Origin of the sequence: Marinobacter sp. G11, from assembly GCF_021282325.1 — a bacterium.
In the GTDB taxonomy this organism is placed as follows: domain Bacteria; phylum Pseudomonadota; class Gammaproteobacteria; order Pseudomonadales; family Oleiphilaceae; genus Marinobacter; species Marinobacter vinifirmus.
The window spans coordinates 1-26,068 of the sequence record NZ_JAJSPB010000004.1; the positions used below are offsets into that span (position 1 = coordinate 1).

Annotated in this window: 26 protein-coding genes and 1 tRNA gene; 15 read left to right on the plus strand and 12 right to left on the minus strand. The window is 58.9% G+C overall.

Going from position 1 to position 26,068, the window contains the following annotated elements; all coding sequences use genetic code 11:
- The first annotated feature begins 169 nt into the window (after window positions 1-169).
- The gene (locus LWH94_RS03540; protein ID WP_232901265.1) at window positions 170-1,381 is read left to right on the plus strand and encodes a multidrug effflux MFS transporter; all 1,212 of its coding nucleotides are present in this window, start codon (window positions 170-172) and stop codon (window positions 1,379-1,381) included.
- A gap of 3 nt (window positions 1,382-1,384) precedes the next feature.
- Here LWH94_RS03540 and LWH94_RS03545 read toward each other — a convergent pair whose 3' ends face one another.
- From LWH94_RS03545 to LWH94_RS03560, 4 genes are all read right to left on the minus strand, one after another.
- Window positions 1,385-2,197, minus strand: coding sequence for an ABC transporter ATP-binding protein (locus LWH94_RS03545; RefSeq protein WP_232901266.1), 813 nt, complete (start codon window positions 2,195-2,197; stop codon window positions 1,385-1,387).
- Window positions 2,194-3,183, minus strand: coding sequence for a FecCD family ABC transporter permease (locus LWH94_RS03550; RefSeq protein ID WP_058341762.1), 990 nt, complete (start codon window positions 3,181-3,183; stop codon window positions 2,194-2,196). Before LWH94_RS03550 ends, LWH94_RS03545 begins: the two co-directional genes overlap by 4 nt.
- A 22-nt stretch (window positions 3,184-3,205) precedes the next feature.
- A complete protein-coding gene (locus LWH94_RS03555; protein WP_232901267.1) occupies window positions 3,206-4,156 on the minus strand; it encodes a FecCD family ABC transporter permease in 951 nt (316 codons plus the stop codon).
- 83 nt (window positions 4,157-4,239) lie between these two features.
- Entirely contained in the window at window positions 4,240-5,199 is a 960-nt protein-coding gene (locus tag LWH94_RS03560) for an ABC transporter substrate-binding protein (protein WP_232901268.1), read from the minus strand.
- A gap of 127 nt (window positions 5,200-5,326) precedes the next feature.
- On the opposite strand from LWH94_RS03560, the gene LWH94_RS03565 reads away from it, so the two are divergent.
- The 3 genes from LWH94_RS03565 (at window position 5,327) to LWH94_RS03575 (ending at window position 9,272) form a co-directional block, all read left to right on the plus strand.
- Window positions 5,327-6,280, plus strand: a complete 954-nt coding sequence (locus LWH94_RS03565; protein ID WP_232901269.1) for a LysR family transcriptional regulator — start codon at window positions 5,327-5,329, stop codon at window positions 6,278-6,280.
- 93 nt (window positions 6,281-6,373) lie between these two features.
- A complete protein-coding gene (locus tag LWH94_RS03570) occupies window positions 6,374-8,395 on the plus strand; it encodes a TonB-dependent receptor domain-containing protein (RefSeq protein WP_232901270.1) in 2,022 nt (673 codons plus the stop codon).
- 10 nt (window positions 8,396-8,405) lie between these two features.
- Window positions 8,406-9,272, plus strand: coding sequence for an ABC transporter substrate-binding protein (locus LWH94_RS03575; protein ID WP_232901271.1), 867 nt, complete (start codon window positions 8,406-8,408; stop codon window positions 9,270-9,272).
- Between the two features lie 73 nt (window positions 9,273-9,345).
- Here LWH94_RS03575 and rhtB read toward each other — a convergent pair whose 3' ends face one another.
- A complete protein-coding gene (rhtB, locus tag LWH94_RS03580) occupies window positions 9,346-9,966 on the minus strand; it encodes a homoserine/homoserine lactone efflux protein (RefSeq protein ID WP_232901272.1) in 621 nt (206 codons plus the stop codon).
- Between the two features lie 75 nt (window positions 9,967-10,041).
- Between rhtB and LWH94_RS03585 the strand changes: the two genes are divergently transcribed.
- The 6 genes from LWH94_RS03585 to LWH94_RS03610 all read left to right on the plus strand — a co-directional run bounded on the left by LWH94_RS03585 (window position 10,042) and on the right by LWH94_RS03610 (window position 17,319).
- Window positions 10,042-10,197 (plus strand): hypothetical protein, encoded by a 156-nt coding sequence (locus LWH94_RS03585; protein ID WP_022988135.1) that lies wholly within the window; start codon window positions 10,042-10,044, stop codon window positions 10,195-10,197.
- Window positions 10,198-10,332: 135 nt separating this feature from the next.
- Complete coding sequence (locus tag LWH94_RS03590; protein WP_232901273.1) at window positions 10,333-11,091, plus strand: ParA family protein; 759 nt, start codon at window positions 10,333-10,335, stop codon at window positions 11,089-11,091.
- 218 nt (window positions 11,092-11,309) lie between these two features.
- Window positions 11,310-14,840, plus strand: coding sequence for a bacteriohemerythrin (locus LWH94_RS03595; RefSeq protein ID WP_232901274.1), 3,531 nt, complete (start codon window positions 11,310-11,312; stop codon window positions 14,838-14,840).
- Between the two features lie 59 nt (window positions 14,841-14,899).
- Window positions 14,900-15,568, plus strand: coding sequence for an alpha/beta hydrolase (locus LWH94_RS03600; RefSeq protein ID WP_094623659.1), 669 nt, complete (start codon window positions 14,900-14,902; stop codon window positions 15,566-15,568).
- Window positions 15,565-16,800, plus strand: coding sequence for an aromatic amino acid transporter (locus LWH94_RS03605; protein ID WP_232901275.1), 1,236 nt, complete (start codon window positions 15,565-15,567; stop codon window positions 16,798-16,800). The genes LWH94_RS03600 and LWH94_RS03605 overlap by 4 nt, the downstream gene beginning before the upstream one ends.
- A gap of 42 nt (window positions 16,801-16,842) precedes the next feature.
- Window positions 16,843-17,319, plus strand: a complete 477-nt coding sequence (locus tag LWH94_RS03610) for a peroxiredoxin (RefSeq protein ID WP_232901276.1) — start codon at window positions 16,843-16,845, stop codon at window positions 17,317-17,319.
- Between the two features lie 88 nt (window positions 17,320-17,407).
- Here LWH94_RS03610 and LWH94_RS03615 read toward each other — a convergent pair whose 3' ends face one another.
- The 7 genes from LWH94_RS03615 to LWH94_RS03645 form a co-directional block, all read right to left on the minus strand.
- Complete coding sequence (locus LWH94_RS03615; protein WP_022988140.1) at window positions 17,408-17,803, minus strand: helix-turn-helix domain-containing protein; 396 nt, start codon at window positions 17,801-17,803, stop codon at window positions 17,408-17,410.
- 12 nt (window positions 17,804-17,815) lie between these two features.
- Window positions 17,816-18,100, minus strand: a complete 285-nt coding sequence (locus LWH94_RS03620; protein WP_022988141.1) for a type II toxin-antitoxin system HigB family toxin — start codon at window positions 18,098-18,100, stop codon at window positions 17,816-17,818.
- Window positions 18,101-18,216: 116 nt separating this feature from the next.
- Entirely contained in the window at window positions 18,217-18,381 is a 165-nt protein-coding gene (locus tag LWH94_RS03625) for a hypothetical protein (RefSeq protein WP_154707600.1), read from the minus strand.
- A gap of 57 nt (window positions 18,382-18,438) precedes the next feature.
- Window positions 18,439-18,514 (minus strand) — tRNA-Phe (locus tag LWH94_RS03630).
- Window positions 18,515-18,633: 119 nt separating this feature from the next.
- A complete protein-coding gene (locus tag LWH94_RS03635) occupies window positions 18,634-18,906 on the minus strand; it encodes an oxidative damage protection protein (RefSeq protein ID WP_022989269.1) in 273 nt (90 codons plus the stop codon).
- A 51-nt stretch (window positions 18,907-18,957) separates the two neighbouring features.
- Window positions 18,958-20,022 carry an A/G-specific adenine glycosylase gene (mutY, locus tag LWH94_RS03640; protein WP_232901277.1) on the minus strand — a complete coding sequence of 355 codons (1,065 nt, stop codon included), beginning with the start codon at window positions 20,020-20,022 and terminating at the stop codon, window positions 18,958-18,960.
- Entirely contained in the window at window positions 20,019-22,286 is a 2,268-nt protein-coding gene (locus tag LWH94_RS03645) for an AsmA family protein (protein ID WP_232901278.1), read from the minus strand. The genes mutY and LWH94_RS03645 overlap by 4 nt, the downstream gene beginning before the upstream one ends.
- A 204-nt stretch (window positions 22,287-22,490) precedes the next feature.
- Between LWH94_RS03645 and LWH94_RS03650 the strand changes: the two genes are divergently transcribed.
- The 5 genes from LWH94_RS03650 to hisF all read left to right on the plus strand — a co-directional run bounded on the left by LWH94_RS03650 (window position 22,491) and on the right by hisF (window position 26,015).
- Window positions 22,491-22,952, plus strand: coding sequence for an SRPBCC family protein (locus tag LWH94_RS03650; RefSeq protein WP_094623665.1), 462 nt, complete (start codon window positions 22,491-22,493; stop codon window positions 22,950-22,952).
- Window positions 22,953-23,058: 106 nt separating this feature from the next.
- A complete protein-coding gene (gene hisB / locus LWH94_RS03655) occupies window positions 23,059-23,652 on the plus strand; it encodes an imidazoleglycerol-phosphate dehydratase HisB (RefSeq protein WP_058341748.1) in 594 nt (197 codons plus the stop codon).
- 27 nt (window positions 23,653-23,679) lie between these two features.
- Window positions 23,680-24,318, plus strand: coding sequence for an imidazole glycerol phosphate synthase subunit HisH (gene hisH / locus LWH94_RS03660; RefSeq protein WP_232901279.1), 639 nt, complete (start codon window positions 23,680-23,682; stop codon window positions 24,316-24,318).
- 176 nt (window positions 24,319-24,494) lie between these two features.
- A complete protein-coding gene (gene hisA / locus LWH94_RS03665) occupies window positions 24,495-25,232 on the plus strand; it encodes a 1-(5-phosphoribosyl)-5-[(5-phosphoribosylamino)methylideneamino]imidazole-4-carboxamide isomerase (RefSeq protein WP_232901280.1) in 738 nt (245 codons plus the stop codon).
- Between the two features lie 9 nt (window positions 25,233-25,241).
- Window positions 25,242-26,015 (plus strand): imidazole glycerol phosphate synthase subunit HisF, encoded by a 774-nt coding sequence (hisF, locus tag LWH94_RS03670; RefSeq protein WP_232901281.1) that lies wholly within the window; start codon window positions 25,242-25,244, stop codon window positions 26,013-26,015.
- Window positions 26,016-26,068: the final 53 nt, after the last annotated feature.

Here is a 26,068-nt window from a genome sequence, read left to right on the forward strand (position 1 = left end):
GTGAAAGTACGCATGAACTAAATGCACTGACTGGGTGAATGGATGTCAGGTGCTATTATATCGCCCAAGGCTTTGTTATTGCAGGCTTTGGATACAGTTTCAGCCGGTTGAACTCACGGATTCAGGTAATAATTACTGTTAGCTATCTACCTTGCACAGGAGGTAGATTTTGTCCCACTTTCAGCTCGCACTGTTACTCGGCATGACCGTTGCGCTGGGGCCGTTGGCCCTGGATGCGTATTTGCCGGCGTTTCCCAGCATCGCCGATGGCTTCGGCATTCCCCATGCCGATGTTGGCCTTACCCTGAGTGCCTATGTGGCGACGCTGGGGCTTGCGCAGCTGGTGGGCGGGCCGCTGTCGGACCGTTACGGGCGCCGGAACATCCTGTTTGCGGGGCTTGCGGTGTTTGCTATAGCCAGCCTGATGGTCGCGCTGGCCGACAACCTCACCAGTATGATCGCCTGGCGGGTGGTGCAGGGCATTGGTGGTGCCTTCTGTGCGGTATCGGTACCGGCCATTGTGCGGGACCAGGTTGGCGGTCAGGAAGCCGCCCGACTGTTCGGGCTGATCGGCTTGATCATGTTTATTGCCCCGGCGGCGGCACCGTCCCTTGGTGCCCTTATGCTGGCGCTGGGCGACTGGCACCTGATCTATGTATTCCTGGCCGGCTACGCCTTCTTCCTGGCCGTGGTGCTTCAGCTGGCTTTGTTTCCCCGTCTCAAGCCCCGGCCCCGGGCAACAACTCCCGTCAAAACCCTGGTGACCAACTACATGCTGGTGCTCAGGCACCGCACCACCATGCGATTTATCGGCATCCAGGTAATGAGCTTCAGCAGCATGATGCTGTTTATCACCCATTCGTCATTCATCTACCAGGAGTGGTTCGGGCTGTCGAACAGCACCTTCTCCATGCTGTTTGCTGCCAACATTGGCTTGATGGCGGTGTTGAACCTGGTCAACCGGCCACTGCTGCGCACCTTCTCATCGGTGGTTTTGCTGCGGGTGCAGGTGGTTATCCAGTTCGTGATGCTGCTTGGCCTGGTTGCGGTGGTTATGATGGACGGACCCTTGTGGGCGGTGGCCGGATTTATTATCGCCGCGGTGGGCTGTCAGGGCGGTATTGTGCCCAATAACATGGCGAATGCCCTGGAGTTCTTCCCGCATATGGGCGGCACTGCGGCGGCTATGCTGGGGGCGTCCCAGTTTACCCTGGCCGGTGCCATCAGCGCCCTGTCTGCGGCATTCGGGGGTGAAGCGTTGCTGCCGATTGCCCTGAGTATGCTTGCCTGCTCAGTGGGAGCAGTGTTGCTGTCACTGGGCGCCCCGGCGGCAGTGGCCCGGGAGAAAGCCGCAGAAGCGGCGGCGGAGGCTGCGGTCTGAGGTTCAGGCCGCGCTGAAGTTGCTGTTGCGCCGCACATTCACCAGCAGCGGGCTGCCGGTGGCGGGGTCCTGAATCAGGTCGCAGCTTACCCCGTAAAGGTCCTGCACAAGCTCCGGCGAGACAATCTCCGCGGGAGTGCCTTCCTCAATAATCTTCCCGGCTTTCATGGCCACCATGTGATCCGCATAGCGGCAGGCGCTGGCCAGGTCGTGCACTACCATGGCGATGGTCTTGCCTTGCCCGCTCAGGGTACGAATCAGTTCAAACACTTCAATCTGGTGGCCCAGGTCTAAAGCCGAGGTGGGTTCGTCCAGCAGCAGCAACGGCGTTTGCTGGGCTACCGCCATGGCAATCCAGGCCCGCTGGCGCTGTCCGCCCGAGAGGGTATCCAGCGCACGCTCCGCCAGGCCGGCAACGTCTGCCGCCTGTACTGCATGATCAAACGCCTGCTGATCTTCGTTTGACCACTGCTTCATCCAGCCCTGATGGGGCTGGCGGCCGAAACGTACCAGGTCGGCCACGGTCAGGCCTTCCGGGGCGGTGTTGTCCTGGGGGAGTAGCGCCAGTTTGCGGGCCACGTCTTTAGACGGTAAGCGGTGAATGTCCTTGCCGTCCAGCAGCACCGAGCCCTTTGCCGGTGCGTGGATGCGGGCCAGGCCGTTCAGCAGGGTGGATTTGCCGCAACCGTTGGGGCCGACAATGGCGGTCACCTTGCCAGTGGGCAGGGTCACGCTCAGGTTTTCGGCCACGGTGAACTGGCGATGGGCCAGGGTAATGCTGTCTGCCGCCAGGGTCGCGGTTTGTGCAGGGCTCATGTCAGGCTCCTTCGGGAAGGTTTCAGCAGAATCCACAGCAGGTAGGGGCTGCCAACAATGGCGGTAATGATGCCCACCGGAATTTCCAGTGGCGAAAACAGGGTGCGCCCTAGCAGGTCTGCTGCCACCATAAAAGTGGCTCCGGCCAGCGCCGAGGCCGTCAACGGAACCTTGCCGGGCCGGCAGATGGTTCGGGCCAGCTCCGGTGCCAGCAGGGCAATGAGCCCCACTGGGCCACACACCGAAACCGCGAGGCCGGTGAGCAACACCGACAGCGCCAGCCCCAGAATACGGGTCGCTTTCAGGCGGGTGCCCAGGGCGATCGCTACAGCATCGGAAAACTGCAAGGTATTCAGGGCCCGGCTGATCAACATCAGGATGGCATAGCCGGCGGCCAGGCCGATAGCCAGTACCAGCACGCTGTTGCCGGAGCGGGCATTCAGGCTGCCCACGGTCCACGGATAGGCGGCGTTGGCAGCGTCGATGGCCACCCGGCTGAGCATCACCTGGGTGACCGCGCCAGCGATGGCGCCAATGCCGATGCCGGCCACAATAAACCGGTAGCCCCGGGTGCCGTTGGCGCCGGCCAGGCCAAAGGCGATGGCAGTAGCGCAGGCGGCACCGGCCAGGGCCATGGCGGAGGGGGCCAGCGACAGGCCCACACCCACCACGGATGCTACGGCAAAGGCAGTGGCGGCGTTATCGATACCGATTATGCCCGGCGTGGCCAGGCGGTTCCGGGCCAGGGTCTGCATCAGGCAGCCGGCCATGGCCAGGGCTGCGCCGCTGAGCAGGCCGGCAACAACCCGGCTAAGACGCAGTTCATTGACGACAAAGGCGGTCATTGGGTCTGCGTTGCCCATGAGGGCCTGCAGAACATCCGGTGGTGGGACCTGAACGGTGCCCATCGATAGCGATGTGATCACCGCCAGTAGCAGCAAAACCAGCAGGCTGCTGTTGGCAAGGGTGGTGCGTTTATCCGGCATGATTAATCAGTAAACCTCAGGGTTACAGCGACGGCATACGGCCGGCACGAACAATGGCCAGCAGCACCGGGGCGCCGATCAGTGCGGTGACTACACCAAGGGGCAATTCCGCCGGGGCGGCGATCAGGCGTGAGACCACGTCTGCGGCCAGCACCACCGCCGGGCCCACCGGCACACACAGCCACAGGGTTTTGCGGATATCCGGCCCGGCAAAGGCCCGGGCAATAAAGGGCACCACCAGCCCGACAAAGATCAGCGGCCCGGCCAGGGCGGTGGCTGAACCCACCAGCAAAGCGACCGTGAGCACGATCAGGAACCGGATGCGCCCCGGATGATGCCCCAGGCCTACGGCCGCTTTTTCGCCCAGCGCCATGGCGGCGAGAGGCCGGGCAACGATAACGATAAGAATCAGTGCAGCCAGGATCGAGGGCAGGGTGGCTTGCAGCATGCTGAGCGGTTTGCCGGCAATGCTGCCGGTAATCCAGAAACGGATTTCATCAGCGGCACGTTGGTCCATCAGCATCAGCATGGAGGTAAGGGCCAGCAACAGACCTGTCAGGGTGGCGCCGGCCAGAATCAGCCGGACCGGGTCGTTACCCAGCCCCTGTACACGAGTGGCCGCAATAACCAGTGCACAACCGGCCAGGGCGCCCAGCTGGGCTACGAAGCTGGTCAGGGTGGCGGTGCTGGCGCCAAACAGGATGGCCAGGGCCACGGCAAAGCCACTGCCGGCACTGACGCCTAACAGGCCCGGCTCGGCCAGAGGGTTGCGGGTCATCGACTGCAACAGTGCGCCGGCCAGTCCAAGCGCAAGGCCAGTCACCAGGCCGATGATCGTGCGTGGCAGCCGTAATTCGCTCACCACAAACCGGGCTTCTTCGCTGCCACTGCCGGCGAGCACCATAAAAGCTTCGCTGGCCGAGATCGGGCCGGCCCCGTAGAGCAGGCTGGCGATGATGATCAGAAACAACAAAAGCCCCGCCGCAATAAGCGGCAGGGAAAGAGCGCGAGACGCAACTGCGCTGGTTGGGGATAAAGCGTTCAAGGGCTCGGCCTTCAGGGCTGGATTGCGTTCACGGCAGCTTCGATATCATCCAGGATCGCAAGCGCGGCAAGGGGGCCAGTGGCGCTGGTCCAGAGCTGGCCGCTGACACCGATAACCTGGTCATTCTGCACCGCATTCAGCCGGGCAAAGGCCGGGGACTTGCGGGCGGCGTCCAGCGCCTTGTCGCCGTCTTCGTTCAGCGTGGCCAGGAACACCCAGCTCTGGTCCATGCTGGACAGGTTTTCCAGGCTCAGAGGCTCGCTGTGCGGGCGTCCTTCTTTCACCAGATCCTTGTCGGTCAGTTCAAAACCCACGGCCTGCAGCAGCGATGCGGAAAACAGGCCCTCAGCCATCACCAGCGGCCCCTGGGGCATCCAGCGCACCAGGGCGGCATCACGCTGACCGGCAGGGATCTTTGCAGAGACCACTTGCGCCACCTCGCTAATTCGCTCCTTCACCTGCCCGATTACCTTTTCAGCCTCGGCTTCGCGGCCCATGGCCTTTGCGAACAGCCGGGTTTCCCGTTCCCAGCTGTCTGGCTGGAACATGGGCACGTTGGAGGCAACCACCGGGGCAATACGGGACAGCAACGCCACCTGCTGCTGGTTAATGCGGGGCGGAGCCAGGATCAGGTCTGGCTGTGCGGCAATCACCGCTTCGATATTGGTTTCCGCCGGTGCGCCAACAATCGCGATGTCGCCGGCTTCAGATTTGATGTACTCGGCCACGTCGCTGCCGCCACGGGTAATGACTGCCCCCACGGCATTGGCATCAACCGCCAGCGCAGCGTCCAGTGCGCCTTCGTACAGGGTGACTACACGCCCTGGCTGGCCGTTGATCTGCACCGGACCGTATGCGGATTCAACCGTGCGGGTTTCGGCCATGGCCTGGCCGAGGCCACCAGAAGCTACGGCGACAACGGTCAGGGCTTGAACCAGTGTGCTGCGAAGGCGGTTTGATAGCTGTGACATACCGGAAATTCTCCATGCCGTGGCGTTAGATAGTTTGCAATTCAAAGTGGAAAAGAATGATAATGGTTCGCATTAATAATTTAAAGCCTTAAATTGGAACGGTCTGTTGCAAAATATGGAACGCCCTATGTACGACCTTGAAGAGTTGGAAGCCTTTGTCTCGGTAGTTCGTACCGGCAGCCTGACCGCCAGTACCCGGGATCTCGGTTGCCCGAAATCTACCCTCAGCCGCTGGATTCGCCAGTTGGAGGAGGCAGTGGGTCAGCCGTTGCTGCTGCGCCAGTCCAGAAAGGTTGTACCGAACGACGCGGGGCGGGTGTTCTATCGATACAGCAACGACATTCTTGAGCTGGCCGCCCGGGGGCGGGAAGCCCTGGATGAACTGAAAGAGGAGGTCAGCGGCCGGCTGGAGCTGTGCTGCCATGAATCCTTGGTGCGCGGCTGGTTTGCCGGCGTGGTGGAAGCCTTCATGGACGAATACCCGGACATGCGGGTGGCGCTGCATACCCAGCAGCGGGTGCCGGAAAAACTGGATAACGGCATCTGCCTCTGGCTGGGCGCCGCGCCCGAATGCCCGTTTCGACAGGAGCGCCTGGGCCTGCTTGCCCAGAGTGTGTATGCCAGCCCCGGCTACCTGGAGCAGGCCGGTTTACCTGCAACGCCGGGAGAGCTCGGCCGGTATGCCTGGGTGGATATGCTAAACCGCCATGGCGGGGGAACGGTGCTGCACAATTCTGCCCAGGGGACCTATCCGCTATCCGCCCCGGAGCGACAGTTTACGGTTGACCAGTTCTGTGTTCAGGGCGATGCCATCGCCGCTGGCCGGGGCCTGGGGCTGATGCCGGACTGGCTGGTAGAACAGCGTATGCGCGCCCATCCCGGCAGTTTCCGCCGCTGCCTGCCAGATTGGCGTGGCCCGGACTTGCCGGTAACCCTGCTTTACCCCCACGGCCATCTGCCGCGCCGGGTGCGGGCTTTTATTGCCCATTTGAGAAGCTCGGTACCCATGGCCTGGCTGGCCGGCCCCTGCTTAGCGGAGGGCATTGTTCCGGATACTGGAACAGATCATATCAACACCTGAACCCTTGCCTTGTGTTAATGTAGTCGCAACTAATAATGATTCGCATCTGCATGACGAGTCAAAAGTCAACGTTGCACAACACAAGGAGTTTTCATGCGTCGTCCTCTTCTGGCCTCCGCGATCGCACTGGTGAATGCCGGAGCTGCTTTTGCCCAGCCGGCCCCGGTTGAACTTGGTGAAATTGTAGTTACAGCATCGGGGTTTGAGCAGAACATCTCCGATGCGCCGGCGAGTATTTCGGTGATCTCCAGTGATGAACTGGCCAAGAAATCCTACAAAAGCATTGTCGATGCGGTGAATAACATTCCGGGTGTGTACGTTACCGGTGGTGGTGGGGCACAGGACATCAGCATCCGGGGTATGGACGATAGCTACACGCTGTACCTGGTGGACGGTCGGCCGGTGTCTGCCGGCCGCTCGGTAAACACCAACGGCCAGGACGGTGGCAAGCAGATTGCCCTGCCGCCGATTTCAATGATCGAACGGGTGGAAGTGATCCGCGGGCCTATGTCTTCGCTCTATGGCTCTGAGGCCATGGGTGGCGTCATCAACATCATCACCCGTAAAAACCGGGGTGAGTGGGCTGGCACTGTTTCCTCCGAATACACCAAGTCCTTTAACGATGTGAGCAACGACAGCAAGCAAACCAGCCTGTTTGCCGGTGGTGCGTTGGTGGAAGGTTTGCTGAGTGCCGAGGTTAACGCGTCCTGGTCGGGTGACGATGAAAGCGATTTCGCCGGCGCCGACGATTCCGCCAGAAGTACCCCGGAAAGCAAGCGCACGATGGGCGGAGCCAAGCTGATTTTCACTCCGGATAACCAAAACGAATTTGCTCTGAGCTATGACAGCTCCCGCCTGGAAGAAACCAGCACTCCGGGCAAAAGCGTGGCCCTGGATGAAACCGGGTTAACCTACATCTACGACAAAGACGTTTACGTGCTCTCCCACGCCGGTAACTACGGTAACTGGATGACCAGGAGCTTTGTTCAGCACGATCTTTCCGAACGGGTGCAGGACCAGACCAAGAAAGAGCAGGTGTCGATGCTGGATACCCAGGCAACACGGTTCTGGGGTGATCACGTGGTTACCGTGGGTGGCCAGTACAAGCAGGAGAAGCTGACGGATGAAACCAACGGTTTGCTCACCTCCAATATCCCGGGTGCCGTGCGCAGTGTTGACCGCTGGATTGCCGCTGTTTACTCGGAAGTGGAGTGGGGCCTGACCGACGACTTCTCGGTGACCACCGGCCTTCGTTACAACGACGACGAACTGTTTGGCGGCGAGTTCTCACCCCGGGTCTATGCACTTTACGATCTGACGCCTGAGCTGACCCTGAAAGGCGGTGTGTCGACCGGCTATCGCCAGCCCGGACTGGCGGATGTCACGGAAGGGTTTGGCCGTGGCACCGGTGGCGGTGGCTCGCCTGCACCTCATCCCCGAGCGCTGATCATCGGCAACCCGGATCTCGACCCCGAGTCCAGTATCAGCTATGAGGCCGGTATGGTCTTCGACAGCCGGGCCATGGGCCTGAATGCGAGCGTGATGCTGTTCCAGACCGATTTCAAAGACAAGATTGCGGAAGATCGCTTCTGCGAATCCCCGAATGGCGACCGGGGTGACCCAGACACCTGGACCTGTGCATTCGAGGGTAATGACTACCTGTTCCTGAGCACCCGTGCCAACATCGACGAAGCCGAAATGCGCGGTATTGAACTGACGCTCGACTACGACCTGACCGATGCGGTAACCCTCAGTTCCAGCTACACCTACACCGATTCTGAGCAGAAAACCGGTGAGTTCAAGGGTGAGCCCCTGAACAAGGTTCCCGAACACATGGCCAACGCCAACCTAGACTGGCAGGCCAGCGGCCGCCTGAACCTGTGGTTCCAGACTAACTATCGTGGCGAAACCAGTGACTTCCTTGGCCGCAGAGATATGGAGAGCGGAACGCCGGGTTACACGCTGATGGATGTGGGCTTGTTGTACAGGCTGACGGATACCGCCCGGGTAACAGCGGGCCTGTACAACCTCGCCGATAAAGAAATTACCAACGATGACTATGGCGTGGTGCTGGATGGCCGCCGCCTGAACCTTGGCCTTGCGGTCGACTTCTAAGGAGAATTGCATGAACTCACTGAAACTCACCCTGGCCGGAGCCCTGGCAGGCCTCACGCTCGCGGGTTGCGCAACCACCACTTCGGTCACCGGCCCGACCGTGGTCAGCTATGACCACGGTGCCCTGGACACCCTGCTGGAGCTGGGTCTGGAAGATAAGGTCCTGGCCATTCCTCAGCAGGGGCTGCCGGACTACCTGGCTGATCTTGGGGCCAAACTGCCAGACGCCGGCAGCCTGAAAGAACCTGACCAGAAGCTGCTGGCAGACCTGCAACCGGGGCTGGTACTGATGACCGGTCGTCAGGGCGCCGATGCCCAGATTTCGGCAGCAAAGGTTGCCCCTGTGCGCGATGTAACCCTGGCCACAGGCGACTTTCGTGATGCGGTAAGCGCCAATGTTATCAGCCTGGCGAGTTACTATGGCCTTGAAGAAACCGCAGGCCTCAAGCTGGGCGAGCTCTGGCAGCATGTGGGTGAACAGAAAGCGGAGCTGGCTGATGCCGGCACAGTTACCGTGGTTACCCACAACGATGGCAACTTCTCGCTGCGCCAGGAAGCAGTGGTTTACCAGATGCTGGAACTGACGCCGGCAACGGTACCGGCCAGCGTGCAGCCGGTGGTGCGGGGTGAGCGTACCTTCTACCCGGTGAAGGCAGAGACACTGGCCGAAATGGCGCCGGATACGTTGCTGGTGGTGGACCGCAGCGCCGCCGTTGGTGCCGAACCGCTGAAGCCGGAAATACTGGAAGCCGCCATGGCTGATGCCGGCGCCGACACCGATGTTGTGGTGCTGAACCCGGGCCTCTGGTATCTCTCTGGCGGTGGCCTGCAGAGTGTGCGCCTGCAGGTGGATGAGGTGGTTAACGCGGTGCGTTAACGTCTGTGCATTGAAAGCAAAAGGCTCGCTGGAGAGAACCAGCGGGTCTTTTTTGTTCGAGGAAGTGCGGCCTTCAGGCCCGCTTAAAGCTCGCCAGCGCTACCGCGGCTGTCACGAACAGGCTACCGAATACGCGGTTCATCTGCCGCTGACGTTTCGGTGTAGTCATAAACCGGAACAGCTGGCTTGCGAGCAGGGCGTAGCCCACCATCACCAGAATATCGACCAGGATGAGGGTTGCCCCCATGGTGGCCAACTGCTGCCCATGGGCCGCGCCGGCCACCAGGAATTGCGGGAACAAGGCGATCAGGAAAATCGTGGCTTTCGGGTTGGTTAGGTTCACCAGTGCGCCATTCCAGAACTGCTGGCGGGGACTGAATCCGGACAGGTCTGCGCGGGAGGCCTCCACCGGTTGCTCCCGCCATTTCTGGATACCCAGCCAGATCAGATAAGCCACGCCAATCCACTTGATGACCATAAGTGCTGTATTGGATGAAGCCACAATGGCGCCCAGGCCTGCGCCTACCAGCACAATCTGCACGCCATATCCGAACTGCTGGCCGGCAATGGTCGGTAAGGACTTACGCACACCATAACGCAGGCCGCTGCTCATGGAGTTGACCGCGCCGGCACCCGGAGAAACACTGATCAGAAGGGCTGCGATCAGAAATGTGAGCCACACAGTGAGTGTCATTGCTTACGCTCGCGAAATTCAGGGGAGTGATATAATACTCGCCGTTAGAACCGAGCCAAACGAGGAGATACCGAGATGGCCAGAAAAAAGGCGAAAGCCACACAGCACAGTGCCGTGCAGCGGGAACTGAGAACGCCAAAATACCAGATGCGAGTAGTTGAAGACAAAACCAGGTACAAGCGCAGCCGGGACAAAAGTGTGCGGATGGAGGGCTTCCGCAAAGCCGCGTGAGCGTGGTTTTACGAAAGCCTTCCTTTCTGCCTGCCGGCTCCCGCGATAACTGTCATAAAAGCTTCATAGTTGCTGTCTTGGTGCCTGTTACCCTGTAATGTTTGGTAACAACGGATACAGCAGGAGCTCCCGTCCATGAGAATCATCGCCTTCTACAGCCCCAAGGGTGGCGTAGGCAAAACCGCCGCCGCAGTGAACACCGCTTATCTCGCCAGCCGTGCCAACATCAGCACACTGCTTTGGGATCTCGACCCACAAGGGGCTGCCAGTTTTTACCTGGCGGGTGCGGAGGTCGTCAAAGGCCGTAAGCTGTCCAAGCTGTTAGAAGGCAAATCCCCCATTGCCCGCTTTATCCACGAAGACGTCTACCCCAATCTCGACTTTATCCCCGCCCACAGCAGCTTTCGCAACTTCGATATCAAGCTTGAGCACGAGGAAGGGCACAACGTCCTGAAAGACCTGCTGGCTCCGCTGTCCGAAGACACCAGCCTGGTGGTTCTGGACTGCCCGCCCACACTGTCGCGCCTGACCGAACAGGTGCTGGAAATGGCCGACAAGGTATATGTGCCAATGGTGCCTACCTGGTTGTCCCTCAACAGCTGGAACCAGTTACGGGAGTTTGTGAAAGACAAAAAGCTGGGTAACAAGAAACTCCGGCCGTTTTTCTCCATGGTCGACCGTCGCAAGAACCTGCACCGGGAGATACTGGGTCAGTCTGCGGAGTTGCTTGGCACGCCGGTCAATGTGGCTGTTCCCTACGCAAGTGTTGTCGAGCGAATGGGAGAAGAGGGCAAGCCGCTGGAAGTACTGGCGCCCTTAAGCCCGGCAGCCCATGCTTTTCGAACATTATGGCAGGATATAAAAGTTGACCTGGGATTTCCCAACCCCAGGTAACCGGACGTAAGCAAGCGAGGTTATTGACTGTGCAGCTGCCTGGCGTTTGATTGTAAAAGTCAGTCAAATAATCATGTTTTTTGCCTTGGGTCAGATTTGTACTCGTTCAGTCACTCCGTTAGTGATCTCTATCGGCGCCCGACCAGTAACATCATCGTGAGACTCGAATACCCCCAAGCTGCAGCTGGACAGCATTTTCCGGTGAGGTTGTTTTAGTGTTGGCTGAACGTTTTAGCATTGTTCCCTGGAACTCCAGTTTCGATATCGGTATTGAGGTGATCGACGAGCAACACCATCAGTTGGTTGCGTTACTGAACGATCTTGCCTCCCAATATGTCCATGGTGTGGACCTCGCCCGCGCTCATCGTGTGGTGGAGGGCCTGATTGACTATGCCGCCTATCACTTTGAGACGGAGGAGGCGATCTGGGCGGAAGCTCTGGTTGATGACCCCTGGTTTAAGGCCCATTGTCGGGGCCATTCCGGCTTTGTAGAGAAAGTCCGGCACTTTCAGCAGGGGCTGGATGAGCACAACCTTGAGAGCGTGCTCCACGAAATGCTTTCCTTCCTGACCGGCTGGCTGGCGCATCATATTTTGTATGAAGACAAACGCTTGTCAGTAGTGGTGCTTGCCGCCCGGGAAGGCAAGGATTCCGAAGCGGGCAAGCAGGCAGCCCAGAAAGCCCTGACCGGGCAGGCGTCCAGCCTGATTCAGAGCGTGCTTTCCATGTACAAGCAGCTTTCCAGCCGCACCTTGTCGCTGGAGCGGGAATCGATTGCCCGTGAAAAAGCCGAACGTGAGTTGAGAAAGCAGCAAAACCGCTGGGAAGCGGTTCTGGGCGCCAATAATGACATTTTCTGGGAATGGGACTTGTCTGAACTGGACCTGTCTGAGCCCGACAGCTGGCTGCCTTCCATCGAAGTGCTGATCGGCAACCGCCTGACTATTCTGGCTGAAGACTGGCCGGCACTTCGAACCGACCTGGCCGCCCATATTAATAACGAGACCGAAAATTTCAGCCATCAGCACCGCCTGGTCGATGAGGGTGGGAGTGTTCACTGGGTTATAGCCCGGGGGAAAATCACTGAAACGGATGCAGCGGGCCGGCCCCTGAAAATGGTGGGCACGCAGACCGATATTACCGAGAGAAAGCTGGCAGAACTCCGGTTGCAGCGTGAGCGCGACACCCGCTCGATCATCAGTGAGTTTGCCGCCGATTTCATGGCGTCTTCACTGGGGGACTTTGATGCTGCCATTGAACGCTCCCTCAAGCATGCCGGTGAATACATGCATGCTGACAGAATCTACGTGTTTCTGATTCAGGAAAACGGCGAATACATGAGCAACACGCACGAATGGTGCGCGCCAGGGATCAGTCCGGAAATTGCCAATCTTCAGAATATTCCCGTGGACTCCACGCCCTGGTGGTGGGAGCAGTTGCAGAGTGTGGGCCATGTTCTGGTTCCGTCTGTCAGAGAGATGCCTCCCGCGGCTCAGACAGAAAAGGACATTCTGGAAGCTCAGGGCATCCATTCGGTGTGCGTCTACCCATTGTACCGGGGCAGCGAGCTGGTCGGATTTCTGGGTAATGATGCCGTGATGTCGCCGGGTAAATGGGGCGAAGAGGTCCTTGAGTTTCTCGGCCTGTTCAGTGATCTGCTGAGTATTTCGCTGGAGCATCGTCAGCTGCACATCAATCGTACCGAGGCCCTGGCCCGGCTCGAACGTGCCGAACAACAGGCGCATATTGGTCGTTGGAGTTTTGATATCAAGTCAGGCCGTGCTACCTGGTCAACGGAGGTGTACCGTATTTTTGAGCAGACTCCCGAGCAGTTTACTCCGGATTATGAGGCTTACCTGAGGCTGGTTCATCCAGACGACCAGAAGGCGCTGATTGATGCGTATTCTGAGGCCAAAGTTAGTCTTGGTGACCTACAGGTTGAGCACAGACTGCTGCTACCGGATGCTAGGATCAAGCATGTCCAGCTTCTGGCTCAGATTGAACCCGACCCCGACGGTTGTGCTGGGCGCCTGGAGGGTACCGTTCAGGACATCACTGAACGGGCTCGCCATCAGGAAGAATTGAGGCGCCTGGCGTTTGAAGATCCCCTGACAGGCTTACCCAATCGCCGGGCAGCAGACTCTGCCCTCGAAGAGGCCATGGCGCTCAGCAAGGAACGCGGAAAGGGCCTTGCGCTGGCCATGATCGACCTGGACAACTTCCGGGAAGAAAACGAGGCGTACGGTCCGGAGGTGGGGGATCGCCTGCTTCAGGTAATGGGCCAGCGACTCAGCGCCTTTTTTCCGGAGCCTGGCGCGGTATCACGGATTGGCGGGGATGAGTTTGTTGTTCTTATGGATGGGCCCGGGAGCAAAGACGACTATATTTCAAGGGTTCGTCAGTTGCTTCAGGTGGTCAATGAGACGGTGGTTATTGATGATGCTTGCATCCGGTTGTCTGCCAGTATTGGTATTGCGGAGTTTGCGCCATCTTCGGATGTGCTTCCGGACCAACTGTTCCGCCAGGCCCAGCAGGCTCTGTTTCAGGCCAAGCTGGATGGCAAGAATCGTTTCCACAGTTATGACCTGAGCTGGGAGCAAAGTGCGCAGGAACTCAGGGAGCAGCTGCACGAAATTCGGCAGGCGCTGCATGCCGGAGAGTTGGTTCTGTATTACCAGCCAAAGGTGAATATGGTCACCGGCACGATCGTGGGTGCAGAAGCGCTGCTGCGTTGGCTCAAACCTTCGGGCGAGCTGGTTCCGCCACTCCGGTTTTTACCAGTGCTGCAGGATCACCCGCTGGAAATTGAGGTGGGCGACTGGGTTATCCGAGAAGCGCTGCGCCAGATGGACCAGTGGCAGTCGGAAGGGCTTCATTTGCAGGTGAGTGTGAATGTCAGTGGCCAGCAATTGTTGGAGGATACGTTCGCCGACAAGCTGCGCTCGGCACTTGAGGATTTCCCCGAAGTTGCGCCTTCCGCCCTGCAGCTGGAAGTGCTGGAAAGCAGTGCCTTGCAGGACATGGGCAAAGTATCCAGAACCATGCAGACGTGCCGTCAACTGGGTGTGAGCTTTGCCCTGGATGATTTCGGCACCGGATTTTCCTCTTTGGTGTATCTGAAACACCTGCCGGCGAGCGTGCTCAAGATAGATCAGGGATTCGTGCGCGGCATGCTCAGAAATACCGACGACCTGCCCATCATCGCGGGCGTGGTCAGTATGGCTCACGCATTTGGCCTACAGGTGATTGCGGAAGGCGTTGAGACAGTGCCGCACGGAGAACTGCTGTTAAAGCTGGGCTGCGAACAGGCTCAAGGCTACGGCATTGCCCGGCCAATGCCTGCTGGCGATCTGCCGGAATGGGTGGCTACCTGGCCGGGTGAGATTGCGTGGAAAGGGATCGTTCCGGTCGATAGCCACAAGGTGATGTTGCTGTCTGCCGAGATTGAGCACCGCAACTGGGTAGCCAGCATGGCCAGCTGGCTGGCAACCGGTGAGGGCGCTCCGCCTGAACTGGATCATCGACTTTGCCGGCTGGGACAGTGGCTGGAACGGGAAACGGGCCATAAGGGTATCTGGTCTTCGGACTTTGCGCAGCTAACCCGACGGCATAGAAATCTTCACAACAGGGCAAGGGAGTTGGTCGTCAGCCACGGGCAGGGTGATTCCGTTCAGGCAGAGCGCTTGCTGGCGGAACTCGAAAGCGAAAGTGAAGAGCTGCTCAAAAGCCTTGGGCGGCTGATTAACTGAAGATCTCGGGCGCCATGGATGGTAAAGTCTCTCAACTTTTTAAGACCTCCGGAGGCCCGATGACCGCCCTGAACACCCTGCAAATCGACACCGGCGATAACCCCGAAACCACCATCATATGGCTGCACGGCCTGGGCGCCAGCGGCCACGATTTCGAGCCGGTGGTTCCGGAGTTCCGGTTCTCCCGCGAGAAGCCAGTCCGCTTTATTTTCCCCCATGCCCCCGAGTTGCCGGTAACCATCAACGGTGGTTACGTGATGCCGGCCTGGTACGACATCCTCGCCATGGACGTAGACCGAAAGGTGGATGCCGAACAACTGCGGGCCTCAGCGGCAATGGTGGCGGAGCTGATCCGGCAGGAGCGGGAGCGTGGCATCGCCAGCGAGAACATCGTCCTTGGCGGCTTCTCCCAGGGCGGTGCCGTGGCCTATGAGTTGGCACTGAGCTACCCTGAGCGGTTGGGTGGCCTGTTCGCCCTCTCCACCTATTTTGCAACCGCCGATTCCATCGAGCTGAGCGAGGCCAATCGCCAGCTTCCCGTCTTTATTGCCCACGGCCGGTTTGATCAGGTTGTCGCGGAACATCTTGGCCAGGCGGCTCAGCAGAAACTGCAGGAGTTGGGGTACGAGCCGGAGTATCACGCCTATGGGATGGAGCACAGCCTTTGCCTGGAAGAGGTTCGGGATCTGGATGTGTTTCTGGCCAAGCGGGTGGCGGGCGCAAAGTGACAGACCAGCCGGTTTCCAGACAATCTCCTTCACTCATCGGCGGCGCCAGCATCATCGCCAGCGTCTGCGTGGGCGCGGGTATGCTTGGCCTGCCAAGTTCCGGCGCCGGTGCATGGACGCTGTGGTCCAGCTTTGCCCTGATTCTCACCATGGTGGTGATGACGCTGTCCGGCTGGATGCTGCTGGAGGCCCTGAAGCATTATGACCTGAGGGCGTCGTTCAATACGGTCACCAAGTCCATGCTGGGGCCACGGGTGAATATCTTCAGTAACCTGATGGTCTATTTTGTCGGCGGCATTCTGCTCTATGCCTACATTACATCGTCCGGGCTGATCATCCAGGGCGTGACTGGAGTCAGCAGCAAGCTTGCATCTGTGGCCTTTGTGGCGGTGTTTTCGCTGGTGGTGTGGCACTCCACCCGGGCGGTGGACCGGCTTTCGGTGGTGCTGGTTACCTTCATGCTGCTGAGCTTTGTGTTGGGCGTATCCGGCCTCGCATCACGGATTGAGTTCAGTGTGCTGTTCGATACCGTCAACCAGCATGGCCAGTACGCACCCTACGCGCTGGCCATGTTGCCGGTGGCTCTCACCTCTTTCGGTTACCACCATTCGGTTGCTTCCCTGCGGGCCTATTATGGAGAAGAGCGGAAGGCGCAGAAGGCTATTCTCGGTGGCACCTCCATTGCCTTGCTGTTTTACATCGCCTGGTTGGTGAGCATCTTCGGCAACCTGCCAAGGGCCGACTTCGGGCCCGTTGTCGCCCGGGGTGGCGATGTCGACGTGCTGCTGGCTGCCCTGGGGTTTGCCATAGACTCCGAGCGGGTGGCCAATACCATCAGCGCCTTCTCTGCGGCGGCGATTCTGTCGTCCTTTGTGGGCGTGGGGCTGGGCACGTTCGATTTCATGGCCGACCTCTTCGGTTTCGAAAACGACCGAAAGGGCCGCACCAAAACCTGGGCAATCACCTTCATCCCGCCGCTGCTGCTCTCTCTGATGGCACCCTTCGGCTTTGTCCTGGCCATCGGCTATGCCGGCGCAGCCGCTGCTGTCTGGGCCTGTATCATCCCGGCCCTGCTGGCCTGGAAATCAAGAACACTGCAAGGTGGCAAAACGGGCTTTATGGCTCCGGGCGGGAAGGCGGCGATTGTGCTGGTGCTGGTGTTCGGAATGGTGACGGTGCTGTTCCACTTTATGGGGCTGGCGGGGTGGTTGCCGGTGGCGCAGTTGGGGTGAGGGACGTAGACTTCAATTAACGCTCGTTCAGGAGAGGTTTTAATGGCTATTCAAGTTGGCGATACATTGCCGTCGGTTACGTTCAAGGTAATGGGAGAGAATGGACCGGAATCGGTGTCCACTGAAGAACTGTTTGTCGGCAAAAAGGTTGTGCTTTTCGCGGTGCCAGGCGCTTTCACGCCGGGTTGTTCAGCAACCCACCTGCCTGGCTTCGTAGTCAATGCAGACAAGATAAAGGCTAAAGGCGTCGATGCCATCGTTTGTACTGCGGTCAATGATGCCTTCGTCATGGATGCCTGGGGTAAGTCGCAGAACGCCGAGGAGATTATTATGGCGGGTGATGGCAACGCTGAGTTCGCTAAGGCGATCGGACTGGAGCTGGATCTGACTGAGCGTGGATTGGGCGTGCGCAGCAAGCGCTACGCGATGATCGTCAACGACGGCAAGGTCGAGCTGCTCAATATCGATACCACGGGTATTGATGCTAGCAGTGCGGAAACCATTCTGGCCGCTCTTTGACCTTCAATATCAAACCGCTGGAAGTTGGCTGCCAATAGGTTGGCCTATAGGGCTCGCTGTGCCAGAGCGTCGGCTTGTTGTTCCCTTGTCAAGATCCTCTCGCGCTTGCGGCTTCGTGAGAGGGCCTCTGAACCAAGATGTCCGTTGGTATGCCCAGCCCATGGTTCAGCCTGCGAATCATATTCAGGCTTAGAGGCCGAACGCCATTCAGCACTTCGCTCACTTTGGAAGCCGAACCGAAAAAGGGCACGAGATCCTTGTTCTTAAGCCCTTGTTGCTCCATACGGAAGCGGATAGCTGATACGGGGTCGGGAAGGTCAATGGGGAACTGGCGCTGTTCATACTGTTCGATCAGCATCGCCAGAACTTCCAGCTCGTCGGCTTCCCGGGAGCCCTCTTGTGGATCAGCCTCCATCAGTGCCATAAGGCGCTCCAGAGCCGCCTCGTGCTCATCTGGAGTTTTGATGATTTTCAGATGGTCCATTATGCCGTTCCCTCAGAATGTTTTCTTGCTGTACTCAGCGTGTGTTCCAACCCACTCCACCACGACGATCCCGTTTTGATAGCGCACTTTAACCACCAGCCGAAAATGGTTGCCTTTGATGTTGAAAATGACCCGGTTGTCCGCGAGAAAATCGGCGCTTGAGAATCGTTCCTTGATGTCTTTTGGCGTTTGCCAATCACCTCTTTCCGCTTCGGCAAACCAGGCTTCAAGGGCCTTGCGTGAGGAAGCGTGTTTGCGCATAAAGTCTGTCAGCTTGTTCCTGGCTAAGACCTTCATGGGATAAGAAAGTTCCTTTTTCGGGAATACTACGTTATTTTCCCGAAATGGGAAAATAACGTCTGATTATAAAAAGCAAAGCGATTGCTCGTAATGCCTTTCCTTGCCACGGTAGATCATTCGCGCAACGCCCCTTCGGCGATAGCTTCTGCCGACTGGCAGCGGGTGTCGCCGGCCTGGCTCAGACGGATGTCTTCCTGACAGCTGTGTGAGCGTTTCGGGTAGAAAGTGCTGCGGGTTGTTGCTTGGTTTTGTAACGAGGTGTCCCATGAGTGCTCCATGGGAGGGCCCAGAAACGACAAAGCCCGCTAAGAAGCGGGCTAAGTCATTGAATCTTATGGTGCCCGGAGGCGGAATCGAACCACCGACACGGGGATTTTCAATCCCCTGCTCTACCAACTGAGCTATCCGGGCGTGTTGAGCTATGTGCTGCAACGGGGCGCTATTAAACCGGTTTAGGGTTGGGGAGTCAAGGCCACTCCGCAAAAATTTTCTGAAACTTTTCTGGGTTGTTCATGCCTTGATCAGTTCGTTCATTTTTCCGGCGGAACGAAGCCTTCGGCCTGGTCGAATGGCTCGTTGTTGAAGAAGCGTTCCATCTGGGCCTGCAGGTATTTCCGGTTGTTCGGGTCCATCATGCTCAGGTGCTTTTCGTTGATCAGCATGGTTTGCTGGTTCTGCCATTCTTCCCAGGCGACTTTTGACACGTTGTCGAAGATTTCCTGGCCTTTGGGACCGGGCATGGGGGGCATGGCCAGGCCTTCCATCTCTTTCTGGTACTTGCGGCAGAATACAGTGCGGCTCATGTCGGCTCCTGTGTTGGTGGACTGGGCGAATGATAACAGATCGCCGGGTGCTCAGAGCAGGGCGGTTTGTTCCGGCTCGGTGAGCAGGGATCGGATGGGGGCGGGCAGGCCGAGGGTTAAGGCCTGGTCTCGGTGCACCCAGCGCTGGCTGTCGGCATCGGCTACTTTGGTACTGCCGGTTACCGGCAGTCGTGCTGGCTGGATGTGCAGGTGATAGTGGCTGAAAGTGTGCCGGAAGCCGCCGATCAGCTCCGGGTCCCTGCAGGCAAGCCCCAGCTTCGTTTCACAGGCTTCCTGCAGTTCCTCTGCGCCATAGGCGGGGTCCAGTTCCGGCAGGCTCCACAGGCCGCCCCAGATGCCGCTGGGCGGGCGTCGCTCCAGCAGGATGCGGCCTTCGTTATCTTCCAGGATCAGCATCCAGGTGGTCTTTTCCGGTTTCTCTTTCTTCGGCTTGGAGCCCGGGTAGAGTTTGGTTTCGTTTCGGGCATAGGCCTGGCAGCCGTTGTTCACCGGGCAACTTTCACAGGCGGGTTTGCTGCGGGTGCACACCATGGCGCCCAGGTCCATGATGCCCTGGGTGTAGTCGCGCACGCGCTCATTTGGAGTGTGTTGCTCGGCATGCTGCCAGAGTTGGTTCAGTACCGGGGTTTGCCCCGGCCAGCCAGGTACAGCGTGGTAGCGGGCCAGAACGCGTTTTACGTTGCCGTCCAGGATGGCGGCCCGCTTGCCAAAAGCCTGGGCAATAATGGCCGCAGCGGTGGAGCGGCCGATGCCGGTCAGGGTTTCCAGTGTTTCCTGGTCTTGCGGGAACTCGCCTCTATGCTCGTCCACCACCTGCCTGGCTGCCTTGTGCAGGTTACGGGCGCGGGCGTAGTAACCCAGGCCAGACCAGTGGCTGAGTACGTCGTCTACCGGTGCCGCAGCCAGTGCCTGCACATCCGGAAAACTGGCCATGAAGGCTTCGAAGTAGGGGATAACAGTAGCTACCTGGGTCTGCTGGAGCATGATCTCCGACACCCAGACCCGGTAAGCGTTGCGGTTATGGTGCCACGGCAGGTTGTGCCTGCCGTGGTTGTCGTACCAGTTCAGTAGCCGGTCGGCGAAGCTGTCGGTCATTGGCCAAACAGGCCTTTGAGGGCGTCTTTCACTTTCCCGCCTTCTTCACCGAGTTTCTCCTGAAGCTTTTCGTTTACCTTGTCTTCGGCCTTCTGCCTGGCTTCGTCTACTTTCTCTTCCGCCTTGGCCTTGGCCCGGTCGATTTCTTCCTGGGCCTTGGCGCGGGCTGCGTTGGCTGCGATGTCTTTGATGGTGTCGCGGAAGCGGGAACCGTCGAAGGAACACAGGCCGGCCGGGTCTTCGCTGAAGTTGCCGCGGCACTCCACGGGGATAACCACGTTCTCAACGTACTCGGTCACCCGGCAGGCTTCGTCGCGGTGGATTTCGCCGACGATGCGCAGGCCCAGTTCGTAGTCCAGGTTGGTCTGCTCAAGGTCAACTGTGCCGTTGCCTTCAAGGCGCATGCCGGCCAGGGCCGCAACCAGGTCGGTGTTGTTCAGGGTGTTGCCGTCAATCTTCAGGGTGCCACGCATGTCGTTAAACGGAGTGGTGGTGCCCCAGTCTGTGGTGGTCAGGGAGTCCTGGTTCACCAGGGCAATGCCCTGACAGGCCATGCGGGTCAGGTTCATTTTGCGGAACTGCCCTTCGGCCAGGTTGAAGCTTATGTCGCCCTTGGCATTGTTGCGCAGGGCAGAGATGCGGTTGCCGTTGGTGTTTACTGCCAGTTTCAGGTTGGCACCGCCAGAGAGCATGTCGACCTCGGCCAGCTGGGTCAGTAGTGGTAGTGTCTGCACGTTGCTGACGTCGGAGCGAATGTTCCACTTGGGATTGTCGCTGCGGGCGTCGATGGTCACGTTGGCGCCGAAGCTGCCCTCGTAAAGCTTGCCGCTGAACTCATCCACTTTCAGCAGGCCGTCTTTGGCGGTGGTGCTGGCTTTGATTTCGTTGATGGTCAGGTTGCTGACAATCAGTTCGCCCAGGCCAAAGTCGATATCCAGCAGCAGGGTGCGCAGGGTTTCCAGTGGTAGCAGGTCAGTTTCCGGTTGGCTGGCTGCGGCGGTTTGCTGTGCAGGGCTATCAGATTCAGCGGCTGTCTCACTGGCAGCGGCTTCACCTTCTTCCGGCGTGGGTGGCAGGTAGCGGTCGGCATTGAGTTTGTCGCCGTTCAGGTCAAACACCAGCCCACCGGTGCCGAGGTTGTAGCTGCCGCCGCCGTTGAAGGTGGTGTCGTCCAGGGTGATTTTCAGGTTGCTCAGGGCAACGGTGCCCGGCTCGCCGCCCAGGTTGGTGGACAGCGCGATGGCCTTCAGTACGTCCGGGTCTTCGGTTTCAATCGCGGGCTGGCCGAGGTTGCTCAGTAGTTGTTTCAGGGAAAACTCGGAAATGGCCAGTTTGCCATCAAGGGCAGGCTTATCGCCGAAGCCTTTCACGTTCAGGTCCGTGCTCAGGCTCAGGTTAGCCAGGCTGGCGGTGAAGCCGCTCAGGGTGGCGGTTTCGTTCTCCAGGTTGGCAGCCAGTGAGCCACCAAGCTCGGCAGTGACCGATTTGCCCCCGAACGGTTCACCGTTCATGTCAAAAACGGCTTTCAGGCCGGACATGGCAAATTCGTTGAGGGCCTGGTTGGCTTTCAGTTGTGCGCTGATGCTGCCGTCTACCGCGAACTTCGGCTGGCTGGTTTCCACCTTGAAGCGGATATCCAGTGGGAACTCGGAGCCCAGGGTAATGTTGCTGGCGGTTACCGTGAAGTCTTCCAGGGTAACGGCCTGGCCGGTGCTCTTGTCGTTGTAGTGAACGCTGGCGTTGCTGATTTCCACGTTCTCTACGTTGAAGTTCAGGGCTTCGCCGCGGGTTTCTTGTGCGGTGTCAGCGGTTTCTGTCGGCGCCGGTTCGGCGCTGGCACCGTCAGTTGCAGGCGCTTCCGAGCCATCTGCGCTCTTCTCCGGCATAATCCGCGCCCAGTTACCTTCGCCTTGCTCGTTAACTTCCAGCCGCGCGTCCAGGCCGTTCAGCAGGAAGGTGTTCACCTGCGGCGACATGGCAATCAACGACCAGAAATCGATCTTGGCAATCAGCTGTTCCAGTGCCACGAAGCGTTCGCCTTCCAGTGTTGCCTCAACCTGGTTCAGCTCCAGCCCCAGCGGAATGAAAGACCAGCCGATGTCACCTTCAAGCTGTAACTGAAGGTTGGTGTTCTTCTCCACTGCGGCTTCAATCTGGGGCTTGTAATCGTTCGGGTTGATCACGGCGACGGCAATGGCGACCGCTGCAACCGCCAGTACAACCAGGGCGATAACAGCATAGAGCACATAGCGAACAGCTTTCATGGCGAGTTCCTTTTCTTTCCGGCAGGGTGGATTGCTGCCGTATTACGAATGAATTACCCAAAGGATAACGCAGGGTTAGCAAATTAACAGTGCAGGAATATGACAATGCGTTAGTCTTGGGTCAAAATACACTCCGTTAAAAACCGGGGTTGTCCCGGTGTGCGCAAACAAGCATACGCAAATAAGCATAAAAAGGAGTCGGCTGTGGCCATTACTGTATCGATTGAGCTGAACCGGGAACTCGAGATTCCGGCAGGCTATGATGACGTTTTCGATCTTCTGGCAGACGTTCCCCGTTCTGTCAGCCACTTCCCGAAAGTCGACAAGCTGGTTGATCTTGGTGGCAACGCCTACCGCTGGGAAATGGAAAAGGTGGGTGTTGATAAGCACGCCATCCAGACCGTATACGCCTGTACCTATCACCCGAATAAAGAGGCCGGCAAAATCACCTGGGATCCGGTAAAAGGCGAGGGCAATGCCGAAGTCAGCGGCTCCTGGACCATCACCGCCAATGGCGACAACGCCACCAAGGTGCGCTTCCAGACCAGTGCCCAGCTGACCGTCCCCCTGCCCAGCCTGCTCAAGCTGGCGATCAGCCCGGTGATCAAGCACGAGTTCAACAGCCTGGTAGACACCTACATGGCTAACCTGAAGAAAGCGTTCTGAGCTATCAGGGCGATTGATCCGGTTGCGGGACTCCGGCTGTGTTAACGGGTATAATCTGCGAATCTGATTTTTACAGTAGCAAGCCTGTTTTCTAGACGGAGTCTCCATGGCTGAACGCAAGGCTCGGGTAGAGCGAAATACCCTTGAAACCCAGATTACCGTCGAGATCAATCTCGATGGCACCGGCAAAGCCTGCTTTGACACCGGTGTGCCCTTCCTTGACCACATGATGGACCAGATTGCCCGCCACGGCCTGGTAGACCTGGACATCACCTGCAAGGGCGACCTCCACATCGACGACCACCACACCGTGGAAGACATCGGCATCACCCTCGGCCAGGCCTTCAAACAGGCCGTGGGCGACAAAAAAGGTATCCGCCGCTACGGCCACGCCTATGTGCCCCTGGACGAAGCCTTGTCCCGCGTGGTGATCGACCTCTCCGGCCGCCCAGGTTTGCTCATGGACGTACCCTACACCCGCGCCAGCGTCGGCGGGTTTGATGTGGACCTGTTCGCAGAGTTCTTCCAGGGCTTCGTGAACCACTCCATGGTGACCCTGCACATCGACAACCTGAAGGGCAAGAACACCCACCACCAGATCGAAACCGTGTTCAAGGCCTTCGGCCGCGCACTGCGCATGGCGATTGAAATGGACGAGCGCATGGCGGGCATCACCCCGTCCACCAAGGGCGCCCTGTAACCGGTCACCGAAAGGAACAGACACACCATGAAGACCGTCGCCATCATCGACTACGGCATGGGTAACCTGCACTCCGCCCGCAAAGCCGTAGAGCACGTGGCCCCGGACTGCACCGTACTGGTCACAGACGATGCCACCAAAATCCGCGAAGCCGACCGGGTAATCCTGCCCGGCGTCGGCGCCATCCGCGACTGCATGGCCGAAATGCACCGCCTGGGTGTGGTTGAACTTGTTAAAGAAGTCTCCCAGGACCGCCCGTTTCTCGGCATCTGCGTTGGCATGCAGGCCCTGATGGCCCGCAGCGAAGAAAACGGCGGCGTGGAAGGCATCGGCCTGTTCCCGTCCGAAGTCCGCTACTTCGGCGACAACCTCACCGAAAACGGCGAACGCCTGAAAGTGCCCCACATGGGTTGGAACCAGGTGTACCAAACCGCAGACCACCCGCTCTGGCACAACATCCCGGACGGCGACCGTTTCTACTTCGTGCACAGCTACTACGCCGAAGCCGACGGCAACGCCGACATGGCCGGCCGCACCCGTTACGGTGTCGACCTGGCGGCAGCGGTGGCTCGCGACAACATCTTTGCAGTGCAGTTCCACCCGGAAAAAAGCGCCCGGGCGGGCCTGCAGTTGCTGGAAAACTTTACGAACTGGACTGGAAAGTAAGCGGGCAAGCACTTAATAGCGCTCTGGGGTAGGGAGGCCTTTCAGGGACTGTCTGCAGCAGGGATGCTGCAGTCAAGCGTACAGGGATGTATTCACAGCGTGTCCCTGAAAGGCCTCCCTGCTCCAGAGTGCGAGCGCCAAACTCCTTGCCCGACTTTCTGAATAGGAAGAACAAAATGCTCATCATCCCCGCTATCGATCTGAAAGACGGCAAATGCGTAAGACTGCGCCAGGGCCGCATGGAAGACTCCACCGTATTCGGTGACGACCCCGTCGACATGGCCACCAAATGGGTCGATGCCGGCGCCCGCCGCCTGCACCTGGTCGACCTGAACGGCGCCTTCGCCGGCGAACCGGTAAACGGTGAAATCGTAAAGGCGATTGCAGTCAAATACCCGAACCTGCCCATCCAGATCGGCGGCGGCATCCGCTCCGCGGAAACCATCGAAGCCTACCTCAAGGCCGGCGTGCAGTGGGTCATCATCGGCACCAAGGCGGTCAAAGAGCCTGAATTCGTCACGCAAATGTGCAAAGAATTCCCCGGCCACATCATCGTCGGCCTGGACGCCAAAGACGGCCGCGTAGCCACCGACGGCTGGGCTGAAGTCTCTGAAGTCATGGCCGTAGACCTGGCCAAACGCTTCGCCAACGACGGCGTATCCTCCATCGTCTACACCGACATCGCCCGAGACGGCATGATGCAGGGCGTAAACGTAGAAGCCACCGCCAAGCTGGCGGAAGAGGGCGGTATCCCCGTAATTGCCTCCGGCGGCGTCACCAACATGGACGACCTCAAGCGCCTGGCCACCGTCGCCGACAAAGGCGTCATCGGTGCCATCACCGGCCGTGCCATCTACGAAGGCACCCTGGATGTAGCCGAAGCGCAAGCCTACTGCGACAGCCTGCAAAACTGAGGACAGATCATGGCACTGGCAAAACGCATCATCCCCTGCCTGGACGTCGACAAAGGCCGAGTGGTCAAAGGCGTCAACTTCGTGGACATCCGCGATGCCGGCGATCCTGTTGAAGTGGCCCGCCGCTACAACGAGCAGGGCGCAGACGAAATCACCTTCCTGGACATCACTGCCAGCAGTGAAAGCCGCGACACCACCTACGAAACCGTCGAGCGTATGGCCGCGGAAGTGTTTATCCCGCTGACCGTGGGCGGTGGTGTGCGCACCGTAGATGACATCCGCAAGCTGCTGAATGCCGGCGCCGATAAGGTGTCGATCAACACCGCGGCGGTCTTCAACCCGGAATTCGTGAAAGAAGCAGCGGAACGATTCGGTCGCCAGTGCATTGTGGTAGCCATCGATGCCAAGCAGGTAAGCGTAGAAGGCGAAGAGCCCCGCTGGGAAATCTTCACCCACGGCGGCCGCAAGCCTACCGGGCTGGATGCCGTGGAATGGGCGAAGAAGATGGTGGATATGGGCGCCGGCGAACTGCTGCTAACCAGCATGGACCGCGACGGCACCAAGATCGGCTTTGATCTTGGACTTACCCGTGCCATCAGCGATGCGGTGGCGGTTCCGGTAATTGCTTCAGGCGGGGTGGGCGAGCTGCAGCACCTGGCGGATGGCGTAACCAAGGGTGGCGCCGATGCGGTACTGGCGGCTTCCATCTTCCACTTCGGCCAGCATACCATTCCCGAAGCCAAGGCGTTTATGAAGGCGCAGGGCATCGAAGTTCGGGACTGAAAAGATTTTTTTGCCACGAAATCCACGAAAAAACACGAACAAAGATTAACGAC